At 57.5% G+C, this 22,171-nt stretch carries 22 protein-coding genes, 1 tRNA gene and 1 riboswitch; of the genes, 13 read left to right on the top strand and 10 right to left on the bottom strand.

The annotated features are described in order from the left end of the window. Positions 1–397: 397 nt before the first annotated feature. The 3 genes from ASD54_RS14320 to ASD54_RS14330 all read left to right on the top strand — a co-directional run bounded on the left by ASD54_RS14320 (position 398) and on the right by ASD54_RS14330 (position 3,777). The gene (locus tag ASD54_RS14320; RefSeq protein ID WP_062555264.1) at positions 398–1,594 is read left to right on the top strand and encodes an aspartate aminotransferase family protein; all 1,197 of its coding nucleotides are present in this window, start codon (positions 398–400) and stop codon (positions 1,592–1,594) included. Between the two features lie 59 nt (positions 1,595–1,653). Then, positions 1,654–2,565, top strand: coding sequence for an ornithine carbamoyltransferase (gene argF / locus ASD54_RS14325; protein ID WP_062555484.1), 912 nt, complete (start codon positions 1,654–1,656; stop codon positions 2,563–2,565). Between the two features lie 219 nt (positions 2,566–2,784). Further along, a complete protein-coding gene (locus ASD54_RS14330) occupies positions 2,785–3,777 on the top strand; it encodes an Hsp33 family molecular chaperone (protein WP_062555265.1) in 993 nt (330 codons plus the stop codon). A 48-nt stretch (positions 3,778–3,825) separates the two neighbouring features. Here the strand turns inward: ASD54_RS14330 and apaG are convergent, their stop codons facing one another. Beyond that, the gene (gene apaG / locus ASD54_RS14335; RefSeq protein WP_062555266.1) at positions 3,826–4,218 is read right to left on the bottom strand and encodes a Co2+/Mg2+ efflux protein ApaG; all 393 of its coding nucleotides are present in this window, start codon (positions 4,216–4,218) and stop codon (positions 3,826–3,828) included. Between the two features lie 214 nt (positions 4,219–4,432). Beyond that, entirely contained in the window at positions 4,433–5,617 is a 1,185-nt protein-coding gene (locus tag ASD54_RS14340) for an O-succinylhomoserine sulfhydrylase (protein WP_062555267.1), read from the bottom strand. Between the two features lie 42 nt (positions 5,618–5,659). Beyond that, a riboswitch (SAM riboswitch) is annotated at positions 5,660–5,737 on the bottom strand. A gap of 73 nt (positions 5,738–5,810) precedes the next feature. Here ASD54_RS14340 and ASD54_RS14345 point away from each other — a divergent pair. Further along, a complete protein-coding gene (locus ASD54_RS14345) occupies positions 5,811–6,905 on the top strand; it encodes a 2'-deoxycytidine 5'-triphosphate deaminase (protein WP_062555268.1) in 1,095 nt (364 codons plus the stop codon). Between the two features lie 87 nt (positions 6,906–6,992). After that, positions 6,993–7,066 (top strand) — tRNA-Gly (locus tag ASD54_RS14350). Between the two features lie 16 nt (positions 7,067–7,082). Here the strand turns inward: ASD54_RS14350 and ASD54_RS14355 are convergent. Further along, positions 7,083–8,915: a glycosyltransferase family 2 protein gene (locus ASD54_RS14355; protein ID WP_062555269.1), complete on the bottom strand. Its 1,833-nt coding sequence runs from the start codon at positions 8,913–8,915 to the stop codon at positions 7,083–7,085. 156 nt (positions 8,916–9,071) lie between these two features. Between ASD54_RS14355 and ASD54_RS14360 the strand changes: the two genes are divergently transcribed. Continuing rightward, a complete protein-coding gene (locus ASD54_RS14360; protein WP_156379223.1) occupies positions 9,072–9,950 on the top strand; it encodes a transporter substrate-binding domain-containing protein in 879 nt (292 codons plus the stop codon). A 29-nt stretch (positions 9,951–9,979) separates the two neighbouring features. Here the strand turns inward: ASD54_RS14360 and ASD54_RS14365 are convergent, their stop codons facing one another. From ASD54_RS14365 to ASD54_RS14375, 3 genes are all read right to left on the bottom strand, one after another. Next, on the bottom strand, positions 9,980–10,729 hold the full coding sequence (locus tag ASD54_RS14365; protein ID WP_082547214.1) for a helix-turn-helix transcriptional regulator: 750 nt from the start codon (positions 10,727–10,729) through the stop codon (positions 9,980–9,982). Positions 10,730–11,016: 287 nt separating this feature from the next. Beyond that, on the bottom strand, positions 11,017–11,664 hold the full coding sequence (locus tag ASD54_RS14370) for a response regulator transcription factor (protein WP_062555486.1): 648 nt from the start codon (positions 11,662–11,664) through the stop codon (positions 11,017–11,019). Positions 11,665–11,777: 113 nt separating this feature from the next. Next, complete coding sequence (locus ASD54_RS14375) at positions 11,778–12,182, bottom strand: hypothetical protein (protein WP_062555271.1); 405 nt, start codon at positions 12,180–12,182, stop codon at positions 11,778–11,780. A 113-nt stretch (positions 12,183–12,295) separates the two neighbouring features. On the opposite strand from ASD54_RS14375, the gene ASD54_RS14380 reads away from it, so the two are divergent. Continuing rightward, on the top strand, positions 12,296–12,643 hold the full coding sequence (locus ASD54_RS14380; RefSeq protein ID WP_062555272.1) for a DUF952 domain-containing protein: 348 nt from the start codon (positions 12,296–12,298) through the stop codon (positions 12,641–12,643). Continuing rightward, complete coding sequence (locus ASD54_RS14385; protein WP_062555273.1) at positions 12,643–13,725, top strand: quinone-dependent dihydroorotate dehydrogenase; 1,083 nt, start codon at positions 12,643–12,645, stop codon at positions 13,723–13,725. Before ASD54_RS14380 ends, ASD54_RS14385 begins: the two co-directional genes overlap by 1 nt. A gap of 370 nt (positions 13,726–14,095) precedes the next feature. Here the strand turns inward: ASD54_RS14385 and ASD54_RS14390 are convergent, their stop codons facing one another. Together ASD54_RS14390 and ASD54_RS14395 are read right to left on the bottom strand one after the other, a co-directional pair. Continuing rightward, positions 14,096–14,590 carry a CAP domain-containing protein gene (locus ASD54_RS14390; RefSeq protein WP_062555274.1) on the bottom strand — a complete coding sequence of 165 codons (495 nt, stop codon included), beginning with the start codon at positions 14,588–14,590 and terminating at the stop codon, positions 14,096–14,098. Continuing rightward, positions 14,590–14,856 (bottom strand): DUF6460 domain-containing protein, encoded by a 267-nt coding sequence (locus ASD54_RS14395; protein WP_062555275.1) that lies wholly within the window; start codon positions 14,854–14,856, stop codon positions 14,590–14,592. Before ASD54_RS14395 ends, ASD54_RS14390 begins: the two co-directional genes overlap by 1 nt. 146 nt (positions 14,857–15,002) lie before the next feature. Between ASD54_RS14395 and ASD54_RS14400 the strand changes: the two genes are divergently transcribed. The 5 genes from ASD54_RS14400 to pdeM all read left to right on the top strand — a co-directional run bounded on the left by ASD54_RS14400 (position 15,003) and on the right by pdeM (position 20,738). Further along, positions 15,003–15,938 (top strand): methyltransferase, encoded by a 936-nt coding sequence (locus ASD54_RS14400; protein ID WP_062555276.1) that lies wholly within the window; start codon positions 15,003–15,005, stop codon positions 15,936–15,938. A gap of 107 nt (positions 15,939–16,045) precedes the next feature. Next, complete coding sequence (locus ASD54_RS14405) at positions 16,046–16,681, top strand: YitT family protein (RefSeq protein WP_062555277.1); 636 nt, start codon at positions 16,046–16,048, stop codon at positions 16,679–16,681. Next, positions 16,681–17,325: a YitT family protein gene (locus tag ASD54_RS14410; RefSeq protein WP_062555278.1), complete on the top strand. Its 645-nt coding sequence runs from the start codon at positions 16,681–16,683 to the stop codon at positions 17,323–17,325. Before ASD54_RS14405 ends, ASD54_RS14410 begins: the two co-directional genes overlap by 1 nt. Positions 17,326–17,462: 137 nt before the next feature. Further along, the gene (locus tag ASD54_RS14415; protein WP_082547231.1) at positions 17,463–19,985 is read left to right on the top strand and encodes a ligase-associated DNA damage response DEXH box helicase; all 2,523 of its coding nucleotides are present in this window, start codon (positions 17,463–17,465) and stop codon (positions 19,983–19,985) included. Positions 19,986–20,024: 39 nt separating this feature from the next. After that, positions 20,025–20,738 carry a ligase-associated DNA damage response endonuclease PdeM gene (pdeM, locus tag ASD54_RS14420; RefSeq protein ID WP_244484766.1) on the top strand — a complete coding sequence of 238 codons (714 nt, stop codon included), beginning with the start codon at positions 20,025–20,027 and terminating at the stop codon, positions 20,736–20,738. Here pdeM and ASD54_RS14425 read toward each other — a convergent pair whose 3' ends face one another. Together ASD54_RS14425 and ASD54_RS14430 are read right to left on the bottom strand one after the other, a co-directional pair. Then, positions 20,739–21,458 (bottom strand): anti-sigma factor, encoded by a 720-nt coding sequence (locus tag ASD54_RS14425; protein ID WP_062555281.1) that lies wholly within the window; start codon positions 21,456–21,458, stop codon positions 20,739–20,741. Further along, positions 21,455–22,000: a sigma-70 family RNA polymerase sigma factor gene (locus tag ASD54_RS14430; RefSeq protein WP_062555487.1), complete on the bottom strand. Its 546-nt coding sequence runs from the start codon at positions 21,998–22,000 to the stop codon at positions 21,455–21,457. The genes ASD54_RS14425 and ASD54_RS14430 overlap by 4 nt, the downstream gene beginning before the upstream one ends. Positions 22,001–22,171 lie beyond the last annotated feature (171 nt).

Genomic DNA, 22,171 nt, shown 5'->3' on the forward strand with positions numbered 1-22,171 from the left:
ACGCATTAGAAGACAGAATCTCTCACCGTTACGGCGAAAGTAATTCGCCGCGCATACTATATCTATACTTTTGGTGACTAGTTCCGCCGCATGCAGTCTAGTAATTGATGATTAACCTAATGGGCGCCGGACTCGCTGACAAGAGTCGGCGGAATCGCTGCGAATCGATTTCCGGGTTTTCCCCAACTTGCTTGAAAGGCGAGTCATTTTTGCCACAGAGAGTTGAGTGGCAGTCAAGCCGCCTTTGTCGCCGTTTTCCGCTGTGAATCAACGCTTTTGTTGACAGGGAGTAGCTAAATGCGGATAGTGCCGACGCCGTCCTTTGGGGCGGCATTTTGATTTCTGGTGGCGCATGCCACCGCCGGTTGGATTTTTTGCCTCAAGGAGTGATGTCGCCATGGCTGAAGCCGCGCTTTTCGACACGTTTGCAAGGGCTCCATTGCGCTTCGTGCGCGGTGAGGGCGTCTGGCTCGTGACGGAAACGGGAGAGCGATATCTCGATTTTGGTGCGGGCGTTGCCGTCACCTCGTGCGGTCATTCCAACCCGCATCTGGTTGAGACGCTGAAATCGCAGGCTGAGAAGGTCTGGCATCTGTCGAACCTGTATGAGATTCCGGATCAGGAGCGTCTCGCGCGCCGTCTGGTCGATGCGACCTTTGCCGACAAGGTGTTCTTCACCAACTCGGGTGCTGAAGCGCTCGAATGCGCCATCAAGACCGCGCGTCGCTATCACTATTCAAAGGGCCATGCGGAGAAATTCCACATCATCACCTTCGAGGGCGCGTTCCACGGTCGTACGATTGCGACCATCGCCGCAGGTGGCCAGGAAAAATATCTGGAAGGCTTCGGACCAAAGGCGCCGGGCTTCGACCAGGTTCCCTTCGGCAATCTGGACGCACTGAAGGCTGCGATTACCGAGAACACTGCCGCTATCCTGATCGAGCCGATCCAGGGTGAGGGCGGTATTCGTGTGGTCGAAAAGGAGTTTCTGAAGACTCTGCGCGATCTGTGTGACGAGCATGGCCTCTTGCTCATGTTCGATGAGGTCCAGACCGGCGTTGGACGTACCGGCAAGTTCTTCGCCTATGAGTGGTCTGGTGTGACGCCAGACATCATGGCAGTCGCCAAGGGCATTGGCGGCGGTTTTCCTTTCGGCGCCTGCCTTTCAACGGCTGAAGCGGCGTCCGGCATGAAGCCTGGCGTGCATGGAACGACCTATGGCGGCAATCCGCTCGCCATGGCCGTGGGGAATGCCGTGCTTGATGTCGTCCTGGAGGAAGGCTTCCTGCAGAATGTTCGCGATGTCGCCCTCGTTTTCCGGCAAGGTCTGGCTGCGCTGAAAGATCGCTTTCCGGGTGTGATCGAAGAGATCCGCGGCGAAGGCCTGATGCTGGGCATCAAGGCCGTCGTTCCAGCTGGGGAACTTGCGACTGCCATGCGTGACGAGCACCTGCTGGGAGTACCGGCAGGCGACAACGTCATTCGCCTTCTGCCGCCGCTCGTTGTAACAGCCGAAGAGGCGCGGGAGGGTATTGCCCGTATCGAGCGCGCCGCTGAGAAGTTGCAACGGGACCAGTTGAAGAAGTCAGCTTGAACCTGGGTTTTTGAAACGAAAAGGGCCGCCGGATGGCGCCCCGATGGATTGATCGCATCATGGCAAAGCATTTTCTCGATTTCTCGGCCGTTTCCTCCAACGAACTGCGTTCTATCCTGGATGATGCACGCACGCGCAAACAGGCAACGAAGGCAGGAACTGCGGACAAGCCGCTTGCGGGCAAGATGCTCGCCATGATCTTTGAAAAGCCGTCCACGCGCACACGCGTCTCCTTTGATGTCGGAATGCGCCAGCTTGGCGGCGAAACGCTTTTCCTGTCCGGTACCGAAATGCAGCTGGGGCGCGCGGAAACCATCGGCGACACCGCAAAGGTTCTTTCGCGCTACGTCGATGCGATCATGATCCGCACGACAGATCACAAGCGGTTGCTGGAATTGGCAGAGCATGCCACTGTTCCGGTCATCAACGGCCTGACGGATGAAACGCATCCCTGCCAGATCATGGCCGATCTCCTGACCTTTGAAGAGCATCGTGGGCCTGTCACCGGCAAGACATTTGCCTGGACTGGCGATGGTAACAACGTGCTGCATTCCTTCGTCGAGGGAGCTGCCCGCTTTGGATATCGCATGAATATGGCGGTTCCATTGGGCTCTGAGCCGCTGGACAAATACTTGAACTGGTCGCGCAATAATGGCGGCGAGATCATGCTCTGCCATGAGGCAGAGCGAGCGGTAAGCGGCGCAGACATGGTCGTGACCGACACCTGGGTGTCCATGAACCAGGAACACAAGGCCCGTGGTCACAACATTTTCCAGCCTTTCCAGGTCAACGAACAGTTGATGTCGAAGGCGAAAAGCGACGCCCTCTTCATGCATTGCCTTCCGGCCCACCGCGGCGAGGAGGTGACGGACGAGGTTATCGACGGTCCGCAGTCCGTTGTTTTCGACGAAGCGGAAAACCGCCTCCATGCGCAGAAGTCCATTCTAGCCTGGTGCCTGGGTGCTCTCTGAGCGACCTTCGGTCTGGACGGGATTACGACGGTTCAACCCGGCTCTCCTGGTCGGCTTGACTTGAAGGGACGTCATCCCCATCTCTCGGCTTTCCAATGGGCATCTGCCGCATGAGCAGGTGTATCAACACAACATCGTCGGCCTGTTTCCCCCGGTTCAGCGGTTCCGCTTGACCGGGTTATGTGCGAAATGGATGGCTCCGGCGTGAAGGAGTGACTTATGGCTGAAGCCACCGTCGATTTGAATGAACTGCATTTCGCAGGAGACGACAAGGTCGTGCCCTTTCAGGTTGAAGGGCTGGATGTGCGCGGACGCGCTGTCCAGTTGGGCCCGATCCTCAACCAGATTCTTGGGCGCCATGACTATCCGGCTCCCGTTGCAAGATTGCTGGCGGAAGCCATCGTCCTGACGGCACTGATCGGCACCTCGCTGAAGTTCGAAGGCCGCTTCACGGTCCAGACAAAGGGCAATGGTCCGGTCGATCTGCTGGTCGCGGATTTCACGAGCCCCCAGAATATGCGCGCCTATGCACGTTTCGATGAGGATGCGCTGGCGGTGTCGGTCAAGGCAGGGCGGATATCTCCGCCTGAGTTGTTGGGTGCGGGCGTGCTGGCTTTCACGATCGACCAGGGCCGCGGAATGCAGCCTTACCAGGGCATCGTGCCGCTCGATGGTTCTTCGCTCGAAGAGATTGCGGGCGTCTATTTCCGTCAGTCCGAGCAGATACCGACAAAAGTGCGGCTGGGCGTAGCTGAGCTCTTTGATCGGGACGAAAGCGGTAAACCCCGCCATAACTGGCGTGCTGGCGGCGTGCTGGCGCAGTTTCTGCCAGATGCTCCAGAGCGGATGCGTCAGCCGGATCTGCATGGCGGTGATGGGGATGAGCGTGAGTACGACCTGGCAGAGGATGATGCCTGGTCTGAAGCCAGCATGCTGGTTTCGACCGTTGATACCGATGAACTGACGGATCCACAGGTCGGGATAGAGCGCCTGTTGTACCGGTTGTTTCACGAACGGGGCGTGAGGATCTATGAGCCGCAGTCGGTTCTGGATCGTTGCAGCTGTTCGCGTGACAAGATCAAGGATGTCTTGGCGGGATTTTCTGCAGAGGAAGTCGAGGCAAGTCAGGATAATGGCGAGATCGCCGTTACCTGCGAGTTCTGCTCTACAACGTATCGCTATCCGATAACAGAGATCCAGCCCGCCGAGTGATGCGCGTGAGGAAGACGGTGTCCATGCCGTCTTCCAGTCCACTGGCAGTCAGTTCAGTATGCGCAGCAGGCCCGGCGAATCCAGCGAGAAGGCTGGAATGTCCACGATGAAGGTGCGGCCGTCATCCGTCTGCATCTGATAATGGCCGAACATGATGCCGGATGGCGTATCGAGTGGGCAGCCGGAAGAATATTCGTAGGTATCCCCTGGTTCCAGGCGCGGCTGTTCGCCGACCACCCCCGGTCCCTCGACCTCATCCACCAGCCCGTTTTCATCCGTGATGTGCCAGTAGCGATGGATCAACTGGACTGTCGTATCCGAATGATTGGCAATAACGATACGGTATCCCCAGACGTAGCGGCCATCTTCCGGATCGGATTGCTCCTCCAGATAATAGGGCTCCACTTCGACTTCGATATCCTTCGTCCGTGCGCGATACATAGGCGACACCTCACTGCCTTGATGTACGGATATCGTACAGCTTGCGGGCAGGGTCAAGAAAGACGCGGAAATCCTCCAGCAAAAACATGGAGTTTCAGCGGTTAATGCTAACCGTCAAGGTAAACATCGATTTAAGGCCCTTTGATGGACCGGCCAAACACCGCGGATCTGCATGAAACAGCATTGCAGTCCGCTGTGTCTGTCGAGTAGTTGGTCAGCCGCCGATCTTGGCAATCGCCTGAGACAGATCGTCGATCAGATCCTCGGCATCCTCGATACCGCAGGAAAGCCGCAAGGTGCCGCCGGTGATACCCGCCTCCGCACGGCCTTCTTCAGAAAGGTTTTTGTGCGTCGTTGTTGCGGGATGGGTGATCAGACTTTTCGCGTCGCCGAGATTGTTGGAGATGCGCACGACCTTCAAGGCGTCCTGAAGTGCGAATGCCGCCTCCTTGCCGCCCTTCAGTTCGAAGCAGACCAGCGTTGAGCCACCCGTCATCTGCTTGGCGATGATATCCGCCTGCGGATGGTCCTTGCGTCCTGGATAGATGACCTTGGCAACCTTGGTCTGGTCCGCCAGGAAGTCGGCAATCTTGGCGGCATTTTCCGTCTGTTGCTTCACGCGCAGCGGCAGGGTTTCGAGGCCCTTCAACAATGTCCACGCGTTGAAGGGTGACATGGCCGGACCGGTATGGCGGAAATAGTCGTGCAGGTTTTCGTCGATCCACTGCTTGTCGGACAGCACGATACCGCCGAGGCATCGGCCCTGACCATCAATGTGTTTGGTTGCCGAATAGACGACGATATGAGCGCCAAGTTCCAGCGGCTTCTGAAAGAGGGGAGTCGCGAATACGTTGTCGACGACAACCTTGACGCCGATCTGGTTGGCGAGTGCGGCAACCGCGGCAATGTCTACCACTTCAAGCGTCGGGTTCGTCGGGCTCTCGAGGAAGAACACCTTGGTGTTCGGGCGGACTGCCGCCTCCCAGTTCGTGATGTCACGGCCATCGACCAGCGTGCACTCCACACCGTATTTTGGTGCCAGTGTTTCGACGATGTAGCGGCAGGATCCGAAAAGTGCGCGTGCCGCGACGATATGATCGCCAGCCTTCACCTGACAAAGAATGGCGGCGGCCACGGCAGCCATGCCGGATGCGGTGGCGCGAGCATCTTCAGCGCCTTCCAACGCAATCATGCGCTTTTCGAACATATCGTTTGTCGGGCTGCCGTAGCGCGCGTAGATGAAGCCGTCGGTCTCGCCTTTGAACCGGGCTTCGGCGGAGGCGGAGCTCTCGTATACAAAGCCTTGAGTCAGGAAAATCGCTTCGGAAGTTTCGCCGTAAGGGGAGCGCAACGTGCCTTCATGGACGAGCTTCGTTGCGGGGCGCCAGGTCTTGCTCATGTCGTGTTACCACTTCAAAACAAAAAAACCGGTCGCAATGGGACCGGTTCGCACCCGGTCCTTTAGCCACTTGTTTAACGTGGCTGCAAGCCGACCGGCCAAATCACCACGGGATAAGCATGCCTTACGCCCAAGCAGAGCTTGCGTCAATTCCCTGCTTTTGCTTTTGTCGCGCGATTGAAGGATAGGGTTTATGGAACGTACAGCGGGTATTCTGGCAGATCGTGCGATCAAGGCACTCTTCGCCGAGGGTCAATTGAAATCCGAGGCGCCACTGGATGGTGACCAGATCCAGCCGGCAAGCCTCGATCTTCGACTGGGCTCCAAGGCCCTGCGGGTGCGCGCCAGCTTCATGCCGGGCCGCAGCAGCACGGTTGCAAGCAAGCTCGACCGGCTGACGCTGCATGAGATCGATCTGGAACATGGCGCTGTGCTTGAGACAGGCTGCGTCTACATCGTGCCGCTGATGGAAAGCCTTGATCTGCCTGCGGAACTCTCTGCGTCCACCAATCCGAAAAGCTCGACGGGAAGGCTCGATATCTTCACGCGCGTGATGGTTGACCACGCCCAGGAATTCGACAAGATTCCCGCCGGTTACAGTGGCCCTCTCTATCTGGAGATCTCGCCGCGCACTTTCCCTGTCATCGTTCGCCGCGGCTCCCGGCTTTCGCAGATCCGCTTCAGAGTGGGCAATGCGCTGTTGAGCGAGGCGGATCTTGTGGAACTGCACGCGGCTGAAACGCTGGTCGCAAGCGAAACGCCCAATGTTTCAGGCGGTGGCATTGCGCTCTCCATCGATTTGAAGGGAACCGGTCCCGAAGGCTTGATTGGCTACAGAGGCAAACATCATACCTCGGTCATCGATGTCGACAGGAAAGCTCAGCACGAGGTTCTGGATTTCTGGGAGCCGATCTACAGCCGTGGACGCAATGAACTGATCCTCGATCCGGATGAGTTCTACATTCTGGTCTCGCGCGAAGCAGTCCATGTGCCGCCCTCCTATGCCGCCGAGATGACCCCTTACGATCCACTCGTCGGAGAGTTTCGCGTGCACTATGCCGGTTTCTTCGATCCGGGGTTTGGCCATGCTGCTGCAGGTGGCTCAGGCAGTCGTGCAGTCCTGGAAGTTCGCAGTCACGAGGTTCCGTTCATTCTGGAGCATGGGCAGATTGTCGGACGGCTGGTTTACGAGCACATGCTCGAACGGCCGCAAGGCCTTTATGGCACCGGTCTCGGTTCCAACTATCAGGCGCAGGGTCTCAAGCTCTCCAAGCATTTCAAGCTATAGGCTTCACGGCCCGCGATGCGGACACGCGGAAAGACGCATTTTTGCTTGATGGTGCATGACGCCGATGCTAGTTCTCGAATGTCGAGCGCGGGTGTAGCTCAATGGTAGAGCAGCAGCTTCCCAAGCTGAATACGAGGGTTCGATTCCCTTCACCCGCTCCAAATCCAGCCGACGCAATCATCCATCCGGCATTGCGGCCTCATCACGTGGCCTGTGAGGCGTCTTGTGCCAGAAGAATGGGCGTGTCCGCAGTTCATTCGCAGCGCGCCAGGCGGCCCTCGACACCATCATCCAATAATAGGGAAGAGCCATCCACCGCCATCCCACCCTCCGCTTTTCTTCTGCAACCATGCACTTCAGGCCGAGCAGGAGAAACACGGCGTAGCTGCCAAACACATTGAAGAGATCCAGCACGACCAGAGCGCGAGTCGTGAGGCTCGAACTGCCGTCAATGTCGATAAAGACCCGGTAGAGAATCGATATGAGAAGAACGGGCGTGAGCGGGTGCATCAGGGCTGAGAGCAGCATGCCGCCAATCATGAGCTGGAATGTCAGCATGGCTGGAAAACCCAACTCGTGTGTCGCCTTGCCCGGGTTGCGCATGATCACGAGCCAGGTTTGGAACCATCCCTTGAACCAGCGAACACGTTGGCCGAGCCAGATATTGTAATTCACGGGCGCATCCTCGACAGTCTGATAACGCAGGGTCTCAGCCCGGTATCCGTGGCGAAACAGCCGCATTCCGAGATCCGCATCTTCTGTCACGTTGAATGGGTCCCAGGCTCCAACCTCGCGTAGGACATCGGTTTTGAAATGATTGGATGTCCCGCCAAGTGGTAGCGGCAATCTGAACCGGGCCAGCATGGGCAGGAGACCGCGGAAGAGGGCGGCATATTCGAGTGCAAACAAGGCACTGACCGAGCTCTTCTCTGGATTGCCGATAACGAGAGGCGATTGGAGGCAGGCGACGTCGGGAGGTGCCGCAACAAACCGGGTATATGCCTCAAGCAATTGCTTGGGGTGCGGTCTGTCTTCCGCATCGTAGATGGTCAGGTATTCACCGCGAACTCCAGCCAAGGCATAACTCAGCGCTTTCGGCTTTGTTCGGGGAGCACAGGGTGGCACTTCAACGACCTCGAAATTCGGCGGCAGCCGGACCTGCTTGAGGGCGGTCAGTGTGTCGAGGTCGTCGGCCTCACAAACGAGCTTGATATCCAGCCGGGCGCTTGGCCATTCGAGACGCTCCAAACTACGAATAAGTTGTGCTGCGACTTCCGCCTCTTTGTAAAGGGCGACCATGACGCAATAGCGCGGAAGGGCAGGGGGAAGGTCGATAAGGCGTGGTGGCGGCGACTGTTTCCTTAAAAGGACCAAGGCAACAATGCGTAGAATGATTGCAAATAGATAGGAAACAGAAAGAATGACGTGGATCAGCGGCAGCATGAGTGCGGGGGCATGCAACAGGATCAACAGCAAGGCTGCAAGGATCCCGCCACCGAGAAAGCCCTGCTTGCCGGAAGCGACAATGCGGGCTGATGCATCAGGCGCAGTTTCGAAAAGATGGAAAACAACAGAGCGCACGCGCCGTTCTGCTCCGCATGTCCACACTGCCTTTCGAATGGCGGACGGCGTGGTGACGACCAAAGTCTGACGAAGATCCGGAAGTTTTCTGAGGAGTTCCGCTGTGGCGCCGAGCCTCGCAGCCTGCGGAACGATAGCAACCTTAGGGGCGCGATGCCGTTCGATAACCCGCACTTGAGTGGGGTATTGAAGCTGACTGTCCAGCCGCGGGAGATCCTGAACATTGTCTCCGTTGATCTTCGCCGTAAACGGCAGTCCGAGCATTTCAGCCATGGCTTCGAAATGCCGTTCTTCGTCAATATGCCGGTTCGCCAGCAATTCCTCCTCAAGCGAGGATTGATTTATGGCCGCCTGCCGTGACAGCCTGCTGACGAGCGTACGAGAAACACCCAGCAGGCGAAGAGCCCCTGCCTCATCGAGGTCCGGCAAAAGTTCTCTTTTGCGTGCAGGCGAGGGCTCATGTTGCGAGCCCTCTGATATCTTGGAGTCAAGAATGTCCTCTTGATATTCCCCCGAAACGGTCAAGCTGGTACACCGTGATAGGCCGTTGCCGATACTTCGATATGGATGACAGGATTGCAACTAATGAGTTTTATTCGAGAAATAAAGCCTGGATTTAGAGTTGCATTTCTTCTTATTTTATCAATTATTTCAATAATTTATGTTCAAGTATCTCAGGCTGCGGAGAACCCCGGGGGCGTACCTGTCCTATCGGACCCGAATGAACGTTTAACCAAGCCTGATTTGTCAAACCTTGCTCGCTTTCGCATATTGACGGCGTCTGATTTTCCTCCGTTCAATTTCGTCGATCAGACCGGACGACTGGCTGGTTATCACGTAGATGTGATCAGAGAGGTGTGTAGAGAGCTGAACATCGAGGCCAAATGTCAGGTCCAGGCTATGCCGTACGCAGATCTGGAGGGGGCTCTCGAGGCTGGAAACGGTGAAGCCGTGATGTCTGGAATTGCGATAACGTCCAGCTTGCGGCAGAAGTTTTCTTTCTCCAGACCCTATTTGTTTCTGCCAGCCCGGTTCGCTGTACAAGGCAAACTCGGTTTGTCTGGCCGGGCAGGAGACGCTTTGGCAGGACGGAAAGTTGGTGTAATCGCCAATACCGCGCACGAGAAAATGCTTGGAGCATTCTTCCCAAAACTCGTGGCCGTTCCTGTGAGCGGGCAGGAAGAATTGTTCTCTTCACTCAAGGAAGGCAAAGTCGATGCAATTCTCGCAGATGGCGTGAGAGTACCCTTCTGGGTCGCCAGTCCTGCTGCAGAAAAGTGCTGCGTTCTGCTGGATGGCCCCTACCTGTCTCAGCATTATCTGGGTGAAGGGTTCGCGGTCATGCTTCGCAAGGGAAATGCGGTTCAACTGACGGCGGCCGTCGACTATGCTCTGGCTCAACTGGCTGCAAAAGGGCGACTACAGGACATCTATCTTCGCTACTTCCCCAACGGCTTCTACTGAAGCAGCTTGACCTCTCTACCAGCCTTGCCTCATTGGCTGGCCCAGATGATACGGGCGATCCAATCGATGTCTTCAACTGCAAAATTGCGGTTCGGATGGTCGGGATTAAGCGAGGAAAGCTCAATTGAGCGCGCACTCTGCCGTGCAAGAACCTTCGCCATCACCTCTCCTTCGCGTGTCTTGACAACAACGCGGTCTCCCTTTCGAACCTGCGCGCCGGGCTCCACGATCAGTCGATCACCGTCTCGATAGAGTGGCAGCATGGAATCGCCCTGAACTTCGAGAGCATAGACATTGTTGTGCTTCGAAACGGCGGCGGGAAACTCCACCACATCCCACCCTTGACCGGCAGGAAAGCCCCCATCGTCAAAGAAACCTCCGGCTCCAGCCTGGGCAAAGCCGAGCAGGGGGATGGAACTCATTTGCGGCAGAAAAACTCCGTCAGGCATACGTGGAGTACCAGTCGGCGCCAGATAGCCCAGGAATTCATCCAGAGATGCGCCTGTGGCTTCCAAAACCTTGGAAATGGATTCCGTGGATGGCCAGCGCTCCCGTCCATCCGGCCCCAGGCGCTTCGACTTGTTGAAAGATGTGGGATCCAGGCCCGCCCGACGGGCAAGGCCCGATGCCGAAAGTTTGTGCTTCTCGGCAAGTGTATCGATTGCCTGCCATATCCCGCTATGTGACAGGGCGGATCGGGACAGAGCGCTTGCCTTGCCAACCTGCTCAGTCTGGACGGCCTGCAAGAGGGAAATGGCTTCGCGACTTGTCTCACTCATATCCGCCTCTTTCGTGCGATCCGGTCGAATGCCCCATGGCAGTTCGCCTGTATTCCAACAACTGGATGAAACAGTTCCGATCAATGCTACGGATCCCGAAACCGCGTACATTCGGTGACGCAGCATAGGGCTGAAGCTCCGCGCAATCTGGAGGTGTTCTCGTCTCAGGGGGTCACCGCCCCACACACGATCAAACACTTCCACGCCCGGAAGTTTCATGGAGCTTTAGCCAAAATTTCGTCGGACGTAAAGAAAAAAAGGAATAAAATCCTTTTCTTAAAAAGCAGTCAAGCAACCATGGCCATGTTGACCTTGCCAAGCTTGATGACCGCCTGGGTTCGGCTATCGACGTTGAGCTTCAACAGGATCGCTGAAACATGCGCCTTGATCGTTGCTTCGGAAACGCCGAGTTCGTAGGCGATCTGCTTGTTGAGCAGACCTTCGGCGAGCATGGATAGAACGCGCGTCTGCTGTGGTGTCAGGGTCTTCAATCGCTCGATCAGTTCCACGACGGCCGGATCTTCTTCGGCATCCCGCTCACCCTGTGATGGGAACCAGACGTCGCCGGCCAGAACGGCTTCGATGGCGCTGCGAATATCGTCCAGTCCTGAAGATTTGGAAATGAAGCCCGACGCGCCGAGTTCCATGGCACGCCGCACCGTCGCGCCGTCATCTGTCGCTGAGACAATCATGATAGGCAGGCTGCTGAACTCTGCCCGCATGGACATCAGCCCTGAAAAGCCGCTCACACCCGGCATGGCAAGATCCAGCAACATAAGATCCGCTTCCGGCTGGCTTCGCACTGCCTTTCGAGCGTCCTCGAAAGTTCCTGCCTCAATGATGTGAGGCTGCTCGGCCACCGTATTGAGTGCCTGGCGAAGCGCGCCGCGAAACAGCGGGTGATCATCCGCAATGATGATGGTGAGTTCTTGCATATCCATACCCCCTCCCAAGAGCATGCCAGCCTTCCAAGTTACGAATCTTAGCGTTCTGAAAAGCATCAAACAAGCCCAAGTTTAAGGGGGGCAGGTCTTGGGGTCCAGCGGTTTCAGGTCCGGTTGGGATCGTAATCCTGCTCGTCGCGCCGTTCGCCGATAATATCCATGAACCTCTGGAAGAACCGTTCCATGATCGAAAGTGATTTTTCGACCTCCTCGTCGCTTGGGAGCCCCGATGTGCGGGATGAGCTTTTGGTCTCCAACTGGGTGACGCGCTTGTCGAGCGCATCGAGTTCCTGCTCGAAGGCCTTTCGCTCGTCGGCAGCCAGACGGCATGTCAGTCCCGAAGCCTCCTCCCGGCAGAAGCTTACGTCGCCGGTTTGCTTGTCGAGGCGGATGAAGCCCTTTTCTGTCCGCTCCAGTTGAAAGCGTGCAGGATCCGCAGCACTCTGCGCCAGGACGGCACCGCTGGAGAGAAGCAGAACGGTGGTGGTAAAGATGGCGCGAGCCGACATTGCTATTTCCTCCCAATATCGCATTTTCGAGTAATGCTACCGATGCGATGGACAAGTGCGCCCGTTTGCGGCAAAGCGCAGGGTATAAGCTAGGACACAGCCGGATCATCGCAATGAGTCATGTCATCTATAAGATCGTGCCAGAACCCCTTTGGGCAAGCGCCGAACAATCAGGCCGTTTCGAGGGTGCGCCTGTCGATCTGGCGGATGGCTTCATTCATTTCTCCACCGCAAGCCAGGTGCGCGAAACCGCAGCCCGCCACTTCAAGGGGCAGGCAGGTCTGCTGCTGGTCGCCACTGATGCCGATCGTCTGGGGGAGCAGTTGAAGTATGAACCGTCTCGCGGCGGTAATCTCTTTCCCCATCTCTATGCAAGCCTGACGCTCGATGCGGTCATCTGGAAGCGCCCCCTGCCTGTGGGACCAGATGGATCGCATGTATTTCCAGAGGAGCTTGTCTGATGCCGATTTTCGATCTCGCCCGCAATGCTCTTTTTCTCCTCGATCCTGAAACGGCTCATGGTGCTTCGATCGCAGCTTTGAGATCCGGGCTTCTTCCATCGGTTCATCTGCCGCCCGATCCGCGCTTGCGGGTTTCCTTGGGCGGTCTGGAGTTTCCCAATCCTGTCGGCCTTGCTGCAGGCTATGACAAGAATGCCGAGGTGCCGGGGGCAATCCTTCGTCTCGGCTTCGGCTTTACGGAGGTCGGCACCGTCACACCAAAACCTCAGGATGGAAATCCCAAGCCACGCATTTTCCGCCTGACCAGGGATGAGGCGGTGATCAACCGGCTTGGCTTCAACAATGAGGGTCACGAGGCGGCACTCGCTCGACTGCTGGCAACGAAAATTCAGGGCATTGTCGGCGTCAACATCGGTGCCAACAAGGATAGTGAAGACCGCATTGGCGACTATGTGCTCGGCATTCGCCGCTTCTATGATGTCGCCCGCTACTTTGCCGCCAATATCTCCTCCCCCAATACGCCTGGCTTGCGCGACCTTCAGGCCCGCGAAAGCCTTTCGGCACTGTTGAGCGCAGTGCTTGCAACCCGCGATGAGGAAGCAGCCAGAACGGGGAAAACTGTTCCGGTCTTCCTGAAGATCGCGCCGGACCTGACCGAGGAAGGAATGGATGATATCGCAGCCGAAGCGCTGGCACATCCGCTGGACGGTTTGATCGTTTCCAACACCACGCTTTCCCGCGACGGCTTGCGCGATGAGGCGCAGTCCAGGGAAACGGGAGGCCTTTCCGGCAAGCCGCTGTTTTCCCGCTCAACCACGGTACTGGCAAAGATGCGCAAGCGCGTTGGTCCGAACCTGCCCATCATCGGCGTTGGCGGTGTATCTTCGGCGAAGACGGCGCTCGAAAAAATCCGGGCCGGTGCCGATCTCGTGCAGCTTTATTCCTGCATGGTCTATCGGGGACCGGGCCTCGCTGCCGATATCGTGAGGGGACTTGGCGCGGAACTCGATCGTCTGGACGTCAGGTCTGTCACGGAATTGCGTGATACCAGTCTTGATGCCTGGGCATCCAGACCTCTCTGACTTGTCGGAAAGCCAGACGGCGGCTTTTCGCCACATTCACTAAATTGTTCGGTTAATCTTGAGCATTTGGTGATATCCTCACTCTATGTTACCTTCTGTAACATTGAACGAGGATGGGAAGATGAACATACATCTCAACTTGCCCGCACTCACATTCGGTTGCCTCCTGTTGTGTGCAATCGGTCTGCGTATCGGGATCTGGATGGTCGCTCCGGGCGCTTGAGCCCGAAGCCAAAGCATGTTGCGTAAAAGTGTGCAGCGGTTTTGCGATAACGACATGCGTCAACACAAAGAGTTAGAGCGTCAGGAGCGAATCTGAAAGATCGCGATAAGCTCTAGATCGACGTCAGGCCATGAAGGCTGTTTCAAGTCAGGCAGACAGTACCATCGCCCAATAAGTGCGATTGGTGGACGGCGAGCGTGCCACGGCGACACCTACACGATTGTAACTGCCGAGCATGTTTTGAAGGTGCTTGGGGGAATCGATCCAAGCCTGCACTGCTTCCGTAACCGTGGTTTGACCGCTTGCAATGTTTTCGGCAGCGGGCAAAGGCACGTCATTGCGCTTCATCCGCGCGCCATAATCATCCCCAAAGCCAATGAGATGGCTCATCTGGTTGGCTTTCGCCATACGCACAGCCTGCTCTGCCGCCGCCCGTCCCGTGGGCACGCTTGCAGACAGGGGCGAAAGACCATGCTTCTTTCGCAGTTCATTGACCAATGGCAGCGCGGCCCTGGTATCGTCCGTCGCGCCATCGACTTTTGCTGGGCCGGTGGTCGTTACGCATCCGGCTGTCACGAGAAGCGCACTGCCGCAGCCAAGCAGAAATATACGTCGGGAATTTAAGACGAGATTCGGTGTCATTAGCGTCTGTAGCTGAAAATACGCAGGAGAATGAAGGCTGGTATGACGATGACCGCACCGGCGATCAGGTAATCACCAACGGCGCCCAGCGCATGGAATCCGCGATACCAGAGGTCCAGAACCAGATTTCGGATGCCATAAACGATGTCCCAGGGATGGAGATCGAACATCGCCATGACAAAGCCGACAACGAGGGACACGACAATCAGTTTCACGATTGTGCGGGCTGGCGAATCGCCCAGCATTCGGTTCATCTGATCAGACATTCCTGGCCCTTAAAGTGTGTTGAGACGGATGAGACATAGTTTCGCAGGTGCTCTGTCGCAAGTTTAGACGCAGGCATTCCGATAGAACTTGAGTTTTTTTGTGGCTTGGTTCAGATGCCGCAAATGCAACGAGCCGGTTTCAAGTCATGAGCGCCAACCAGTTTTCTTCCGGTGATGTCATTGCCGATCGGCGCGCCGATTATGCCCGGATGCTGGCGGAAAGTGGCGATCATGCCGCAGCCGCCGAACTCTTCGAGCAGGCTCTCGAAATCGCACCCGATTGGACAGCGGGCTGGCTGTTGGCCGGAGAAGCTCATCAGAAAGCTGGTGCGCGCGAAGCAGCAATCGCGGCATTCGAGCAGGTGATGAAAAGGGATAGGCAGGGCCTGTTCGGCGCAAGTCTGAAACTCGCAGCACTTGACGCCACGCCCGCGCCGGACGCACCGCCCTCTGCCTATGTCGAAGGGCTGTTCGACGACTACGCCGATCGCTTCGAGATCTCGCTGGTCGAGAAGTTGAATTATTCAGTGCCAGCCAAGCTGTTTGCACTTGTCCAATCTCATGGACCGTTCGATCTGACTGTCGATCTCGGTTGCGGCACCGGTCTCTTTGGTGTCGAAATCGCATCAGACACGGCAAGGCTCGAAGGTTTCGACCTTTCAGCCAACATGCTGGCAAAGGCCGGGGAAAAGGGCATCTACCACCATCTCGGCCAGGCAGATCTCTCCCGCACGGATGCGGATACATCGCTCTTCAGCGAGGACCGGCCACGCCATCGTGCCGATCTCGTCTCGGCGGCCGATGTGTTGATGTATCTTGGAAATCTGGATGTCCCGTTTGCGCTGGCTGATGAACTGCTGAAACCTCGCGGTCTTTTCGCTTTTTCCGTCGAAGATGCTGGTAGTTCTACGGACGGCTTCGTCCTGCAGCAATCACTCCGCTACGCGCATACGCAAAGCTATATCGAGACACTTCTGGCAAGACATGTTTTTGATCTCGTGGCCTTGTCTCGTACGGACATTCGGATGGATGCCGGAAAACCGGTTCACGGCATCCTTTTTCTTGCGCGCAAACGCGCCTGATTTGTACGATTCTTGTCTTTTGCGTCAGGAGTACTGTCCTATCTTGATTTCGTAAATGCTGCGGCGCACAATCGAAGCGTCGGGACAGATAGACGGAGACTTCGGAGATGGCGCAGAAGATGGCATTGGGTTTCTACAGCACGGATCCGTCGCGTCACACACTCGCTGAAGATAGCCAGGGTCTCATTTGCGGCGCACTGATTTCTGCGCTCGGGTTTTACTTGTTGAACCGTGTCGGCCTGCTCACGGGCGGCACGGCTGGCGTTGCCTTTCTGCTGCACTATGCATTCAACATCTCGTTCGGCCTTCTGTTCTTCATCGTCAATCTTCCCTTCTATTGGCTGTCCTTCAAACGATTGGGCTTCGCCTTCTCGGCCAAGACCTTCATTGCCATCGGGCTGGTGTCAATCATGACCGAGCTTGAGCAACGCTACCTGTTGATTGGGTATCTTCATCCCTTCTGGGGTGCGCTGATGGGCGGTCTTTTGCTAGGTTTCGGCCTGCTCGCCCTTTATCGGCACCGTGCAAGCCTTGGCGGCGTTGGCATCCTCGCAATCTATGTCCAGGAGCGTTTTGGCATCCAGGCGGGCCTCATTCAGCTGGCCTTCGATGCCTGCGTCATGGCGGCGGCCTTTCTCCTGCTTGAACCGGGCATTGTTCTCTGGTCCATTGTCGGCGCGGTGGTTCTCAATCTGTTTCTGGCGATCAATCACCGGTCGGATCGCTATATCGTGGTGCGCTGATGGCGAATGTAAGCGAAGGCAAGTCTCCGGTCGGATTCTGGGCATCCAGCACGGATCGCCACTCCATCATCGAGGATATGCAGGGCGTGGTTGCCGGGTCCATGCTTGCAGCACTGGGCGTAACACTTCTCTCGGCGGCTCATTTGTTGATTGGTGGTACGGCGGGTCTCGGCTTCCTGCTTCGCTACTCCACGGGTTTCAGCTTCGGCGTGGTCTTCTTCGCGCTTAACCTTCCGTTCTACTGGCTGGCCTACAAGCGTCTGGGCTTGGCTTTCACGATCAAGACCTTCACGGCCGTCGCCCTGACGTCTGTTTTGACGGAGGTACTGCCGTCTCTCATTCCGATCGCTGGCATAGATCCGCTCGTTGCCGCGCTCTTCGGCGGACTTCTCATCGGAACCGGCATGCTCGCCTTGTTCCGCCATCGTGCAAGCCTCGGCGGTTTCGGCATTCTTGCGCTTTACCTGCAGGACCGGCTTGGCTGGCGTGCTGGCTTCGTACAACTGGGTCTCGATCTCGTCGTTCTGGCTCTGGCCTTTCTGGTAGCCACACCCTTCGTCATCCTGTGCTCGATCCTTGCGGCGGTGACATTGAACCTGACGCTTGCCATCAATCACCGCACCGACCGTTATATAGTCCGATAGAGCGTTCCCGGCTGAAGCGCTCTATCTCTTGTTTTCCGCAATTCCGGACGCAAAACCGCTTCCCACTTTTGCTGGAATTGCTCTGACCCCTTCTTTTTCACGCGGAAATCATTACTTCTGACCGCGTGGAAAAGACCTTGGCCGATTATCAGAACGCCCTGCCGGACCTCCTGCCTCGCCCCTTCCTGAAATGGTTCGGCGAGAAAGGCTGGTCGCCGCGTGCGCACCAGCTGGAATTGCTTGCACGTTCGACATCCGGCGAGAATATGTTGCTGATTGCACCAACTGGTGCAGGTAAGACACTTGCCGGATTTCTACCCTCGCTGACCGACTTGACCCGGCGCGGCCAACTCCCGCCGGGGTCGCCCTTTGTGGGTGTCCACACCCTCTACATTTCGCCGCTGAAGGCGCTGGCGGTCGATATCGAACGCAACCTCATGAAGCCGGTTTCCGAAATGGGACTTCCGGTGTCTATCGAGAACCGCACGGGGGATACGCCGCAGGCCAAGCGCCAGCGCCAGAAGACGAACCCGCCGGATATCTTGCTGACGACCCCCGAGCAACTGGCCTTGCTTCTGGCCAACAAGGAAGCGGAGCGCTTCTTCAAGGATCTGAAATATGTGGTCCTTGATGAACTGCACTCGCTTGTCACATCGAAGCGAGGCCACCTGCTGTCGCTTGGTCTGGCCCGGTTGAGACGACATGCGCCTGGTCTTCGCACCATCGGGCTCTCGGCCACGGTTTCTGATCCCATGGATCTGAGGCGTTGGCTTGTCCCGCAGAATACGCCGCAGGATGATGGGCCGGAAGCACCGGCCGGTCTTGTGCATGTGACGGGCGGCGCGGCACCGGACATCACCATCATGACGACGGAGGACCGCATACCCTGGTCCGGGCATGTAGCCACCTATGCCATTCCGGCCGTCTATGAAGAGATCCGGAAGCACAAGACGACGCTGATTTTCGTCAATACGCGCTTTCAGGCTGAGCTCCTGTTTCAGGAGCTTTGGACCATCAACGAAGATAATTTGCCGATCGCGTTGCATCACGGCTCGCTCGATGCGGGACAGAGGCGCAAGGTGGAAGCTGCCATGAGCGCGAACAGACTGCGCGCGGTGGTGGCGACCTCGACGCTAGACATGGGACTTGATTGGGGCGATGTGGATCTGGTGGTGCATGTCGGCGCGCCAAAGGGTGCATCCCGTCTGGCGCAGCGCATCGGTCGTTCAAACCACCGGATGGACGAGCCGTCAAAAGCGATCCTTGTGCCTGCCAATCGTTTCGAGGTCATGGAATGTCAGGCCGCGCTCGATGCCAATTATCTGGGCGCACAGGATACGCCGCCCGTTGGGGAAGGCGCGCTTGATGTTCTGGCCCAGCACGTTCTTGGCATGGCCTGCGCCGAACCCTTCGATGCCTTGGAGCTCTACGGCGAAATCACCAGCGCTTCACCCTATTCCGGGCTCACTTGGGAGCTGTTCGAGCGTATCGTCGATTTCGTTGCGACCGGCGGCTATGCGCTGCGCACCTATGAACGCTATGCCAAGATCCGCAAGACAAAGGAGGGCCGCTGGCGGGTTTCCAATCCGCAGGTCGCCCAGCAGTATCGGATGAACCTCGGTACGATTGTGGAGGCGACGGAACTGAACGTGCGCCTCGTCAAGCGCAACCAGCTGGGTTCAGTCGGGCGCAGCGGTATGTCGCTTGGCAAGGTCGAGGAATATTTTGTGGAGCAATTGGTGCAGGGCGATACCTTCCTGTTTGCGGGCAAGGTACTGCGCTTCGAGGGTATTCGGGAGAACGAATGCCTTGTCACCAATGCCTTTTCGCTGGATCCCAAGATCCCTGCCTATGCCGGCGGCAGGTTCCCCTTGTCCACCTATCTTGCCGATCAGGTGCGGGCCATGCTGGCTGATCCGTCCCGCTGGCATGTGCTTCCTGATCAGGTGCGGGACTGGCTGGCAATCCAGCGCGACAAATCCATGCTTCCGGCGCGTGACGAGCTTCTGATCGAGACCTTCCCACGCGGAAACCGCTTCTTCATGGTCGCCTACTGCTTCGAGGGGCGGCTTGCGCACCAGACGCTGGGCATGCTTTTGACACGGCGGCTGGAACGGGCAGGGGCAAGACCGCTTGGCTTCGTGGCGAATGACTATGCGCTGGCCATCTGGTCGTTGAACGATATGGGTGGCATGATCGAGAGCCGTCGTCTCTCGCTGGGTGATTTGTTCGACGAGGACATGCTGGGCGATGATCTGGAGGCATGGCTGGACGAGAGCTTCATGCTGAAGCGCACGTTCCGGCAATGCGCGGTGATTTCAGGCCTGATCGAGCGCCGGCATCCGGGCAAGGAAAAGACGGGGCGGCAGGTCACCGTTTCGACCGATCTCATCTATGATGTTTTGCGCAGCCATGAGCCGGATCACATTCTGCTGGAGGCGACGCGGCGCGATGCCGCATCGGGTCTTTTGGATATCGGGCGTCTTGGCGCTATGCTGGCACGAATCAAGGGGCATGTGATTCACCGCCCGCTGGAGCGCGTATCCCCGCTCGCCATTCCGGTGATGCTGGAAATCGGCCGCGAGCCGGTTGCTGGCGAGGCGCAGGACTACGTGCTGGAAGAGGCGGCGGATGACCTGATTGCCGAGGCCATGGCGTGAGGCAACCCTCACGGGTAGATGAGAATGATGAATTATAGAATGGCGCTCGCCGCGTCACAGACAGCCGGTCCGGTGGCCAGCGCGGAAATCATGGTCAATGGCGTCGCCGCGCATTGCGACCCGCTGGGCGCGCTGTATCTGCCGGATCTATCCTGCCTTGTCGTCTCGGATCTGCATCTGGAGAAAGGCGCTGCCTTCGCGCGTCGCGGCATGATGCTGCCGCCTTATGATACGCTGGCAACTCTCAATCTGCTCTCCGCCGTCATCGCTAGGTATGATCCCAAAACAGTGATTTCGCTGGGGGATAATTTTCACGACAGGCGTGGCTCGGAACTCATGCCCGCAGCATTCCGCGAAACGATCGGCGCGCTCGCCCGCGGACGTGACTGGATCTGGATCAATGGCAACCATGATCCGGACGGCATTTTCGGTCTGCCCGGCCAGTCCCTGGACGAGCTTTTGCTGTCCGGGCTTGTTTTCCGGCACGAGCCAAGCCTGATTGCAGGACGGGGCGAAGTGGCTGGTCACCTGCACCCTTCCGCCACCGTCGCGCGTCGCGGCAAATATGTCCGCCGCGCGTGTTTCGCTACAGACGGTGCGCGTCTCGTCATGCCTGCCTTCGGCGTGCTCACAGGCGGGCTGGATCTCAAGCACCGTGCCATGCACGGCCTGTTCGATCATGCGGCACTGATCGCACACCTCTTGGGACGCGATCGCATCTACTCGGTCCGTTTCGGGAATCTGATCGGCTGATTACCGCGTTACTTTCGCAAAGCCCTTGGCAAGAATTGGACCCGTGGGTCGACCGGTCGGCGATCCGCCTGCCGGCTCAAGCGTTATCTCGTACAACTGCGCATCCTTGGGCGTGGGGAGGCTTGGCGGAACAAGCCTTGCAGACCGGGCCTGGGGCAGTAACCCCATGGAAACGGGTCCGGTCTCCTTGCTCGGGAGTGTCCAGACCTGCATCGTCCGGTCTCCTGGCACGGAAACATCCGCCAGAAGGCGCACCACGGCTCGCTCGGTGCCGAAATCTTCGACAACGGCCTGAACCTCGCCTGTTTCATTCACCAGCACTGCGACGACCAGCGGCTCGGCTGTTCGTGTCAGGTTCCAGCCAAGGGCAACCGCCAGAACCAGGCTGGCAGCGAGGCCTGCAAAACTTGTGACACGCCAGAAACCGGCATTCTGGATTGAGCGATTGTCGTTGGCGACAACTGGCTCAACCTCTTTCTTCTGCTCCGGCACCTCCTGTTGTTGAAGATCTTTCTCGATCCTTGTCCAAAGATCATGCGAAACCTCTGCAGGTTCGGCTGTCATATCCAGCGGAAGAAAACGCTCTCGCGATTGTGCCACGGCTCGTCGCAGAGCGGCGTTACGCTCCAGTTCGGCCTCCACCGTCTGCATGTCAGCAGGGTCAAGCAGTCCTAGAACATAGTCGTCGGCAACAGCATCCGGCTTGGTCAGATCAATCATGCCATGCACTCCCGAAGGGAGGCGAGCCCTCGGCGTATCCAGCTCTTTGTCGTGCCGAGCGGGAGTGAAAGCCGCCCGGCAATTTCGCCATGGCTGTAGCCGCCGACATAGGCCATCAGAATGCTTTGTCGCTTTGGTTGATCGAGACCCTCAAGGCAGGAGCGCAGCCGCGACGTACGATCGAGCGCCGCCCAGGCGGTCAGAACGCTTTCAGGTTGGTCGGCCTCCTGCAGGCTCTGGATGGCGTCTTCACTGAGGAGATCCTCCCGGCTTCCGTCTCTCAGCATGTTGAGGGCGCGGTTGCGAATAATGGCATGGATCCACCCGCGTGCGCTGCCGCGATCCGGCGCATACTGATGCGCCTTGGTCCAGATGGCAATGAAACCGTCCTGGACAACTTCTTCTGCGAGGTCGCGTCGCTTCACGATTCTCTGGGCAATGGCAACGAGGCGGCCTGCTTCCGCGTCGAAGATACGCTTCAAGGCCTGCCGGTCGCCGCGCGCGCATGCGCCAAGCTCTGTCCCCAAAGGATCTGCCGTCATATCCGCCAAGGTGTTCGTACTCCTAATCTCTTTGTATCCTAATATGGTTCTGCTGAAGATTTGGATGCGAGAGGACAAAAATTTGAAAAATATTTTTTGGCTCTGCATCCAACGTGCTCACCTCCCGTGTCTCATGGTCAGGAAGCGCAAAGTGAAGCGTCTTCCCCAACC

It is taken from the genome of Rhizobium sp. Root149 (assembly GCF_001427345.1).
GTDB lineage: Bacteria > Pseudomonadota > Alphaproteobacteria > Rhizobiales > Rhizobiaceae > Neorhizobium > Neorhizobium rhizoryzae.

What these genes read in the sequence shown, in the direction of transcription:
- ASD54_RS14320 (WP_062555264.1), top strand. Translation starts at nt 398, where the DNA reads ATGGCTGAAGCCGCGCTTTTCGACACGTTTGCAAGGGCTCCATTGCGC.
- argF (WP_062555484.1), top strand. Translation starts at nt 1,654, where the DNA reads ATGGCAAAGCATTTTCTCGATTTCTCGGCCGTTTCCTCCAACGAACTG.
- ASD54_RS14330 (WP_062555265.1), top strand. Translation starts at nt 2,785, where the DNA reads ATGGCTGAAGCCACCGTCGATTTGAATGAACTGCATTTCGCAGGAGAC.
- apaG (WP_062555266.1), bottom strand. Translation starts at nt 4,218, where the DNA reads ATGTATCGCGCACGGACGAAGGATATCGAAGTCGAAGTGGAGCCCTAT.
- ASD54_RS14340 (WP_062555267.1), bottom strand. Translation starts at nt 5,617, where the DNA reads ATGAGCAAGACCTGGCGCCCCGCAACGAAGCTCGTCCATGAAGGCACG.
- ASD54_RS14345 (WP_062555268.1), top strand. Translation starts at nt 5,811, where the DNA reads ATGGAACGTACAGCGGGTATTCTGGCAGATCGTGCGATCAAGGCACTC.
- ASD54_RS14360 (WP_156379223.1), top strand. Translation starts at nt 9,072, where the DNA reads ATGAGTTTTATTCGAGAAATAAAGCCTGGATTTAGAGTTGCATTTCTT.
- ASD54_RS14365 (WP_082547214.1), bottom strand. Translation starts at nt 10,729, where the DNA reads ATGAGTGAGACAAGTCGCGAAGCCATTTCCCTCTTGCAGGCCGTCCAG.
- ASD54_RS14370 (WP_062555486.1), bottom strand. Translation starts at nt 11,664, where the DNA reads ATGCAAGAACTCACCATCATCATTGCGGATGATCACCCGCTGTTTCGC.
- ASD54_RS14375 (WP_062555271.1), bottom strand. Translation starts at nt 12,182, where the DNA reads ATGTCGGCTCGCGCCATCTTTACCACCACCGTTCTGCTTCTCTCCAGC.
- ASD54_RS14380 (WP_062555272.1), top strand. Translation starts at nt 12,296, where the DNA reads ATGAGTCATGTCATCTATAAGATCGTGCCAGAACCCCTTTGGGCAAGC.
- ASD54_RS14385 (WP_062555273.1), top strand. Translation starts at nt 12,643, where the DNA reads ATGCCGATTTTCGATCTCGCCCGCAATGCTCTTTTTCTCCTCGATCCT.
- ASD54_RS14390 (WP_062555274.1), bottom strand. Translation starts at nt 14,590, where the DNA reads ATGACACCGAATCTCGTCTTAAATTCCCGACGTATATTTCTGCTTGGC.
- ASD54_RS14395 (WP_062555275.1), bottom strand. Translation starts at nt 14,856, where the DNA reads ATGTCTGATCAGATGAACCGAATGCTGGGCGATTCGCCAGCCCGCACA.
- ASD54_RS14400 (WP_062555276.1), top strand. Translation starts at nt 15,003, where the DNA reads ATGAGCGCCAACCAGTTTTCTTCCGGTGATGTCATTGCCGATCGGCGC.
- ASD54_RS14405 (WP_062555277.1), top strand. Translation starts at nt 16,046, where the DNA reads ATGGCGCAGAAGATGGCATTGGGTTTCTACAGCACGGATCCGTCGCGT.
- ASD54_RS14410 (WP_062555278.1), top strand. Translation starts at nt 16,681, where the DNA reads ATGGCGAATGTAAGCGAAGGCAAGTCTCCGGTCGGATTCTGGGCATCC.
- pdeM (WP_244484766.1), top strand. Translation starts at nt 20,025, where the DNA reads ATGGCGCTCGCCGCGTCACAGACAGCCGGTCCGGTGGCCAGCGCGGAA.
- ASD54_RS14425 (WP_062555281.1), bottom strand. Translation starts at nt 21,458, where the DNA reads ATGATTGATCTGACCAAGCCGGATGCTGTTGCCGACGACTATGTTCTA.
- ASD54_RS14430 (WP_062555487.1), bottom strand. Translation starts at nt 22,000, where the DNA reads ATGACGGCAGATCCTTTGGGGACAGAGCTTGGCGCATGCGCGCGCGGC.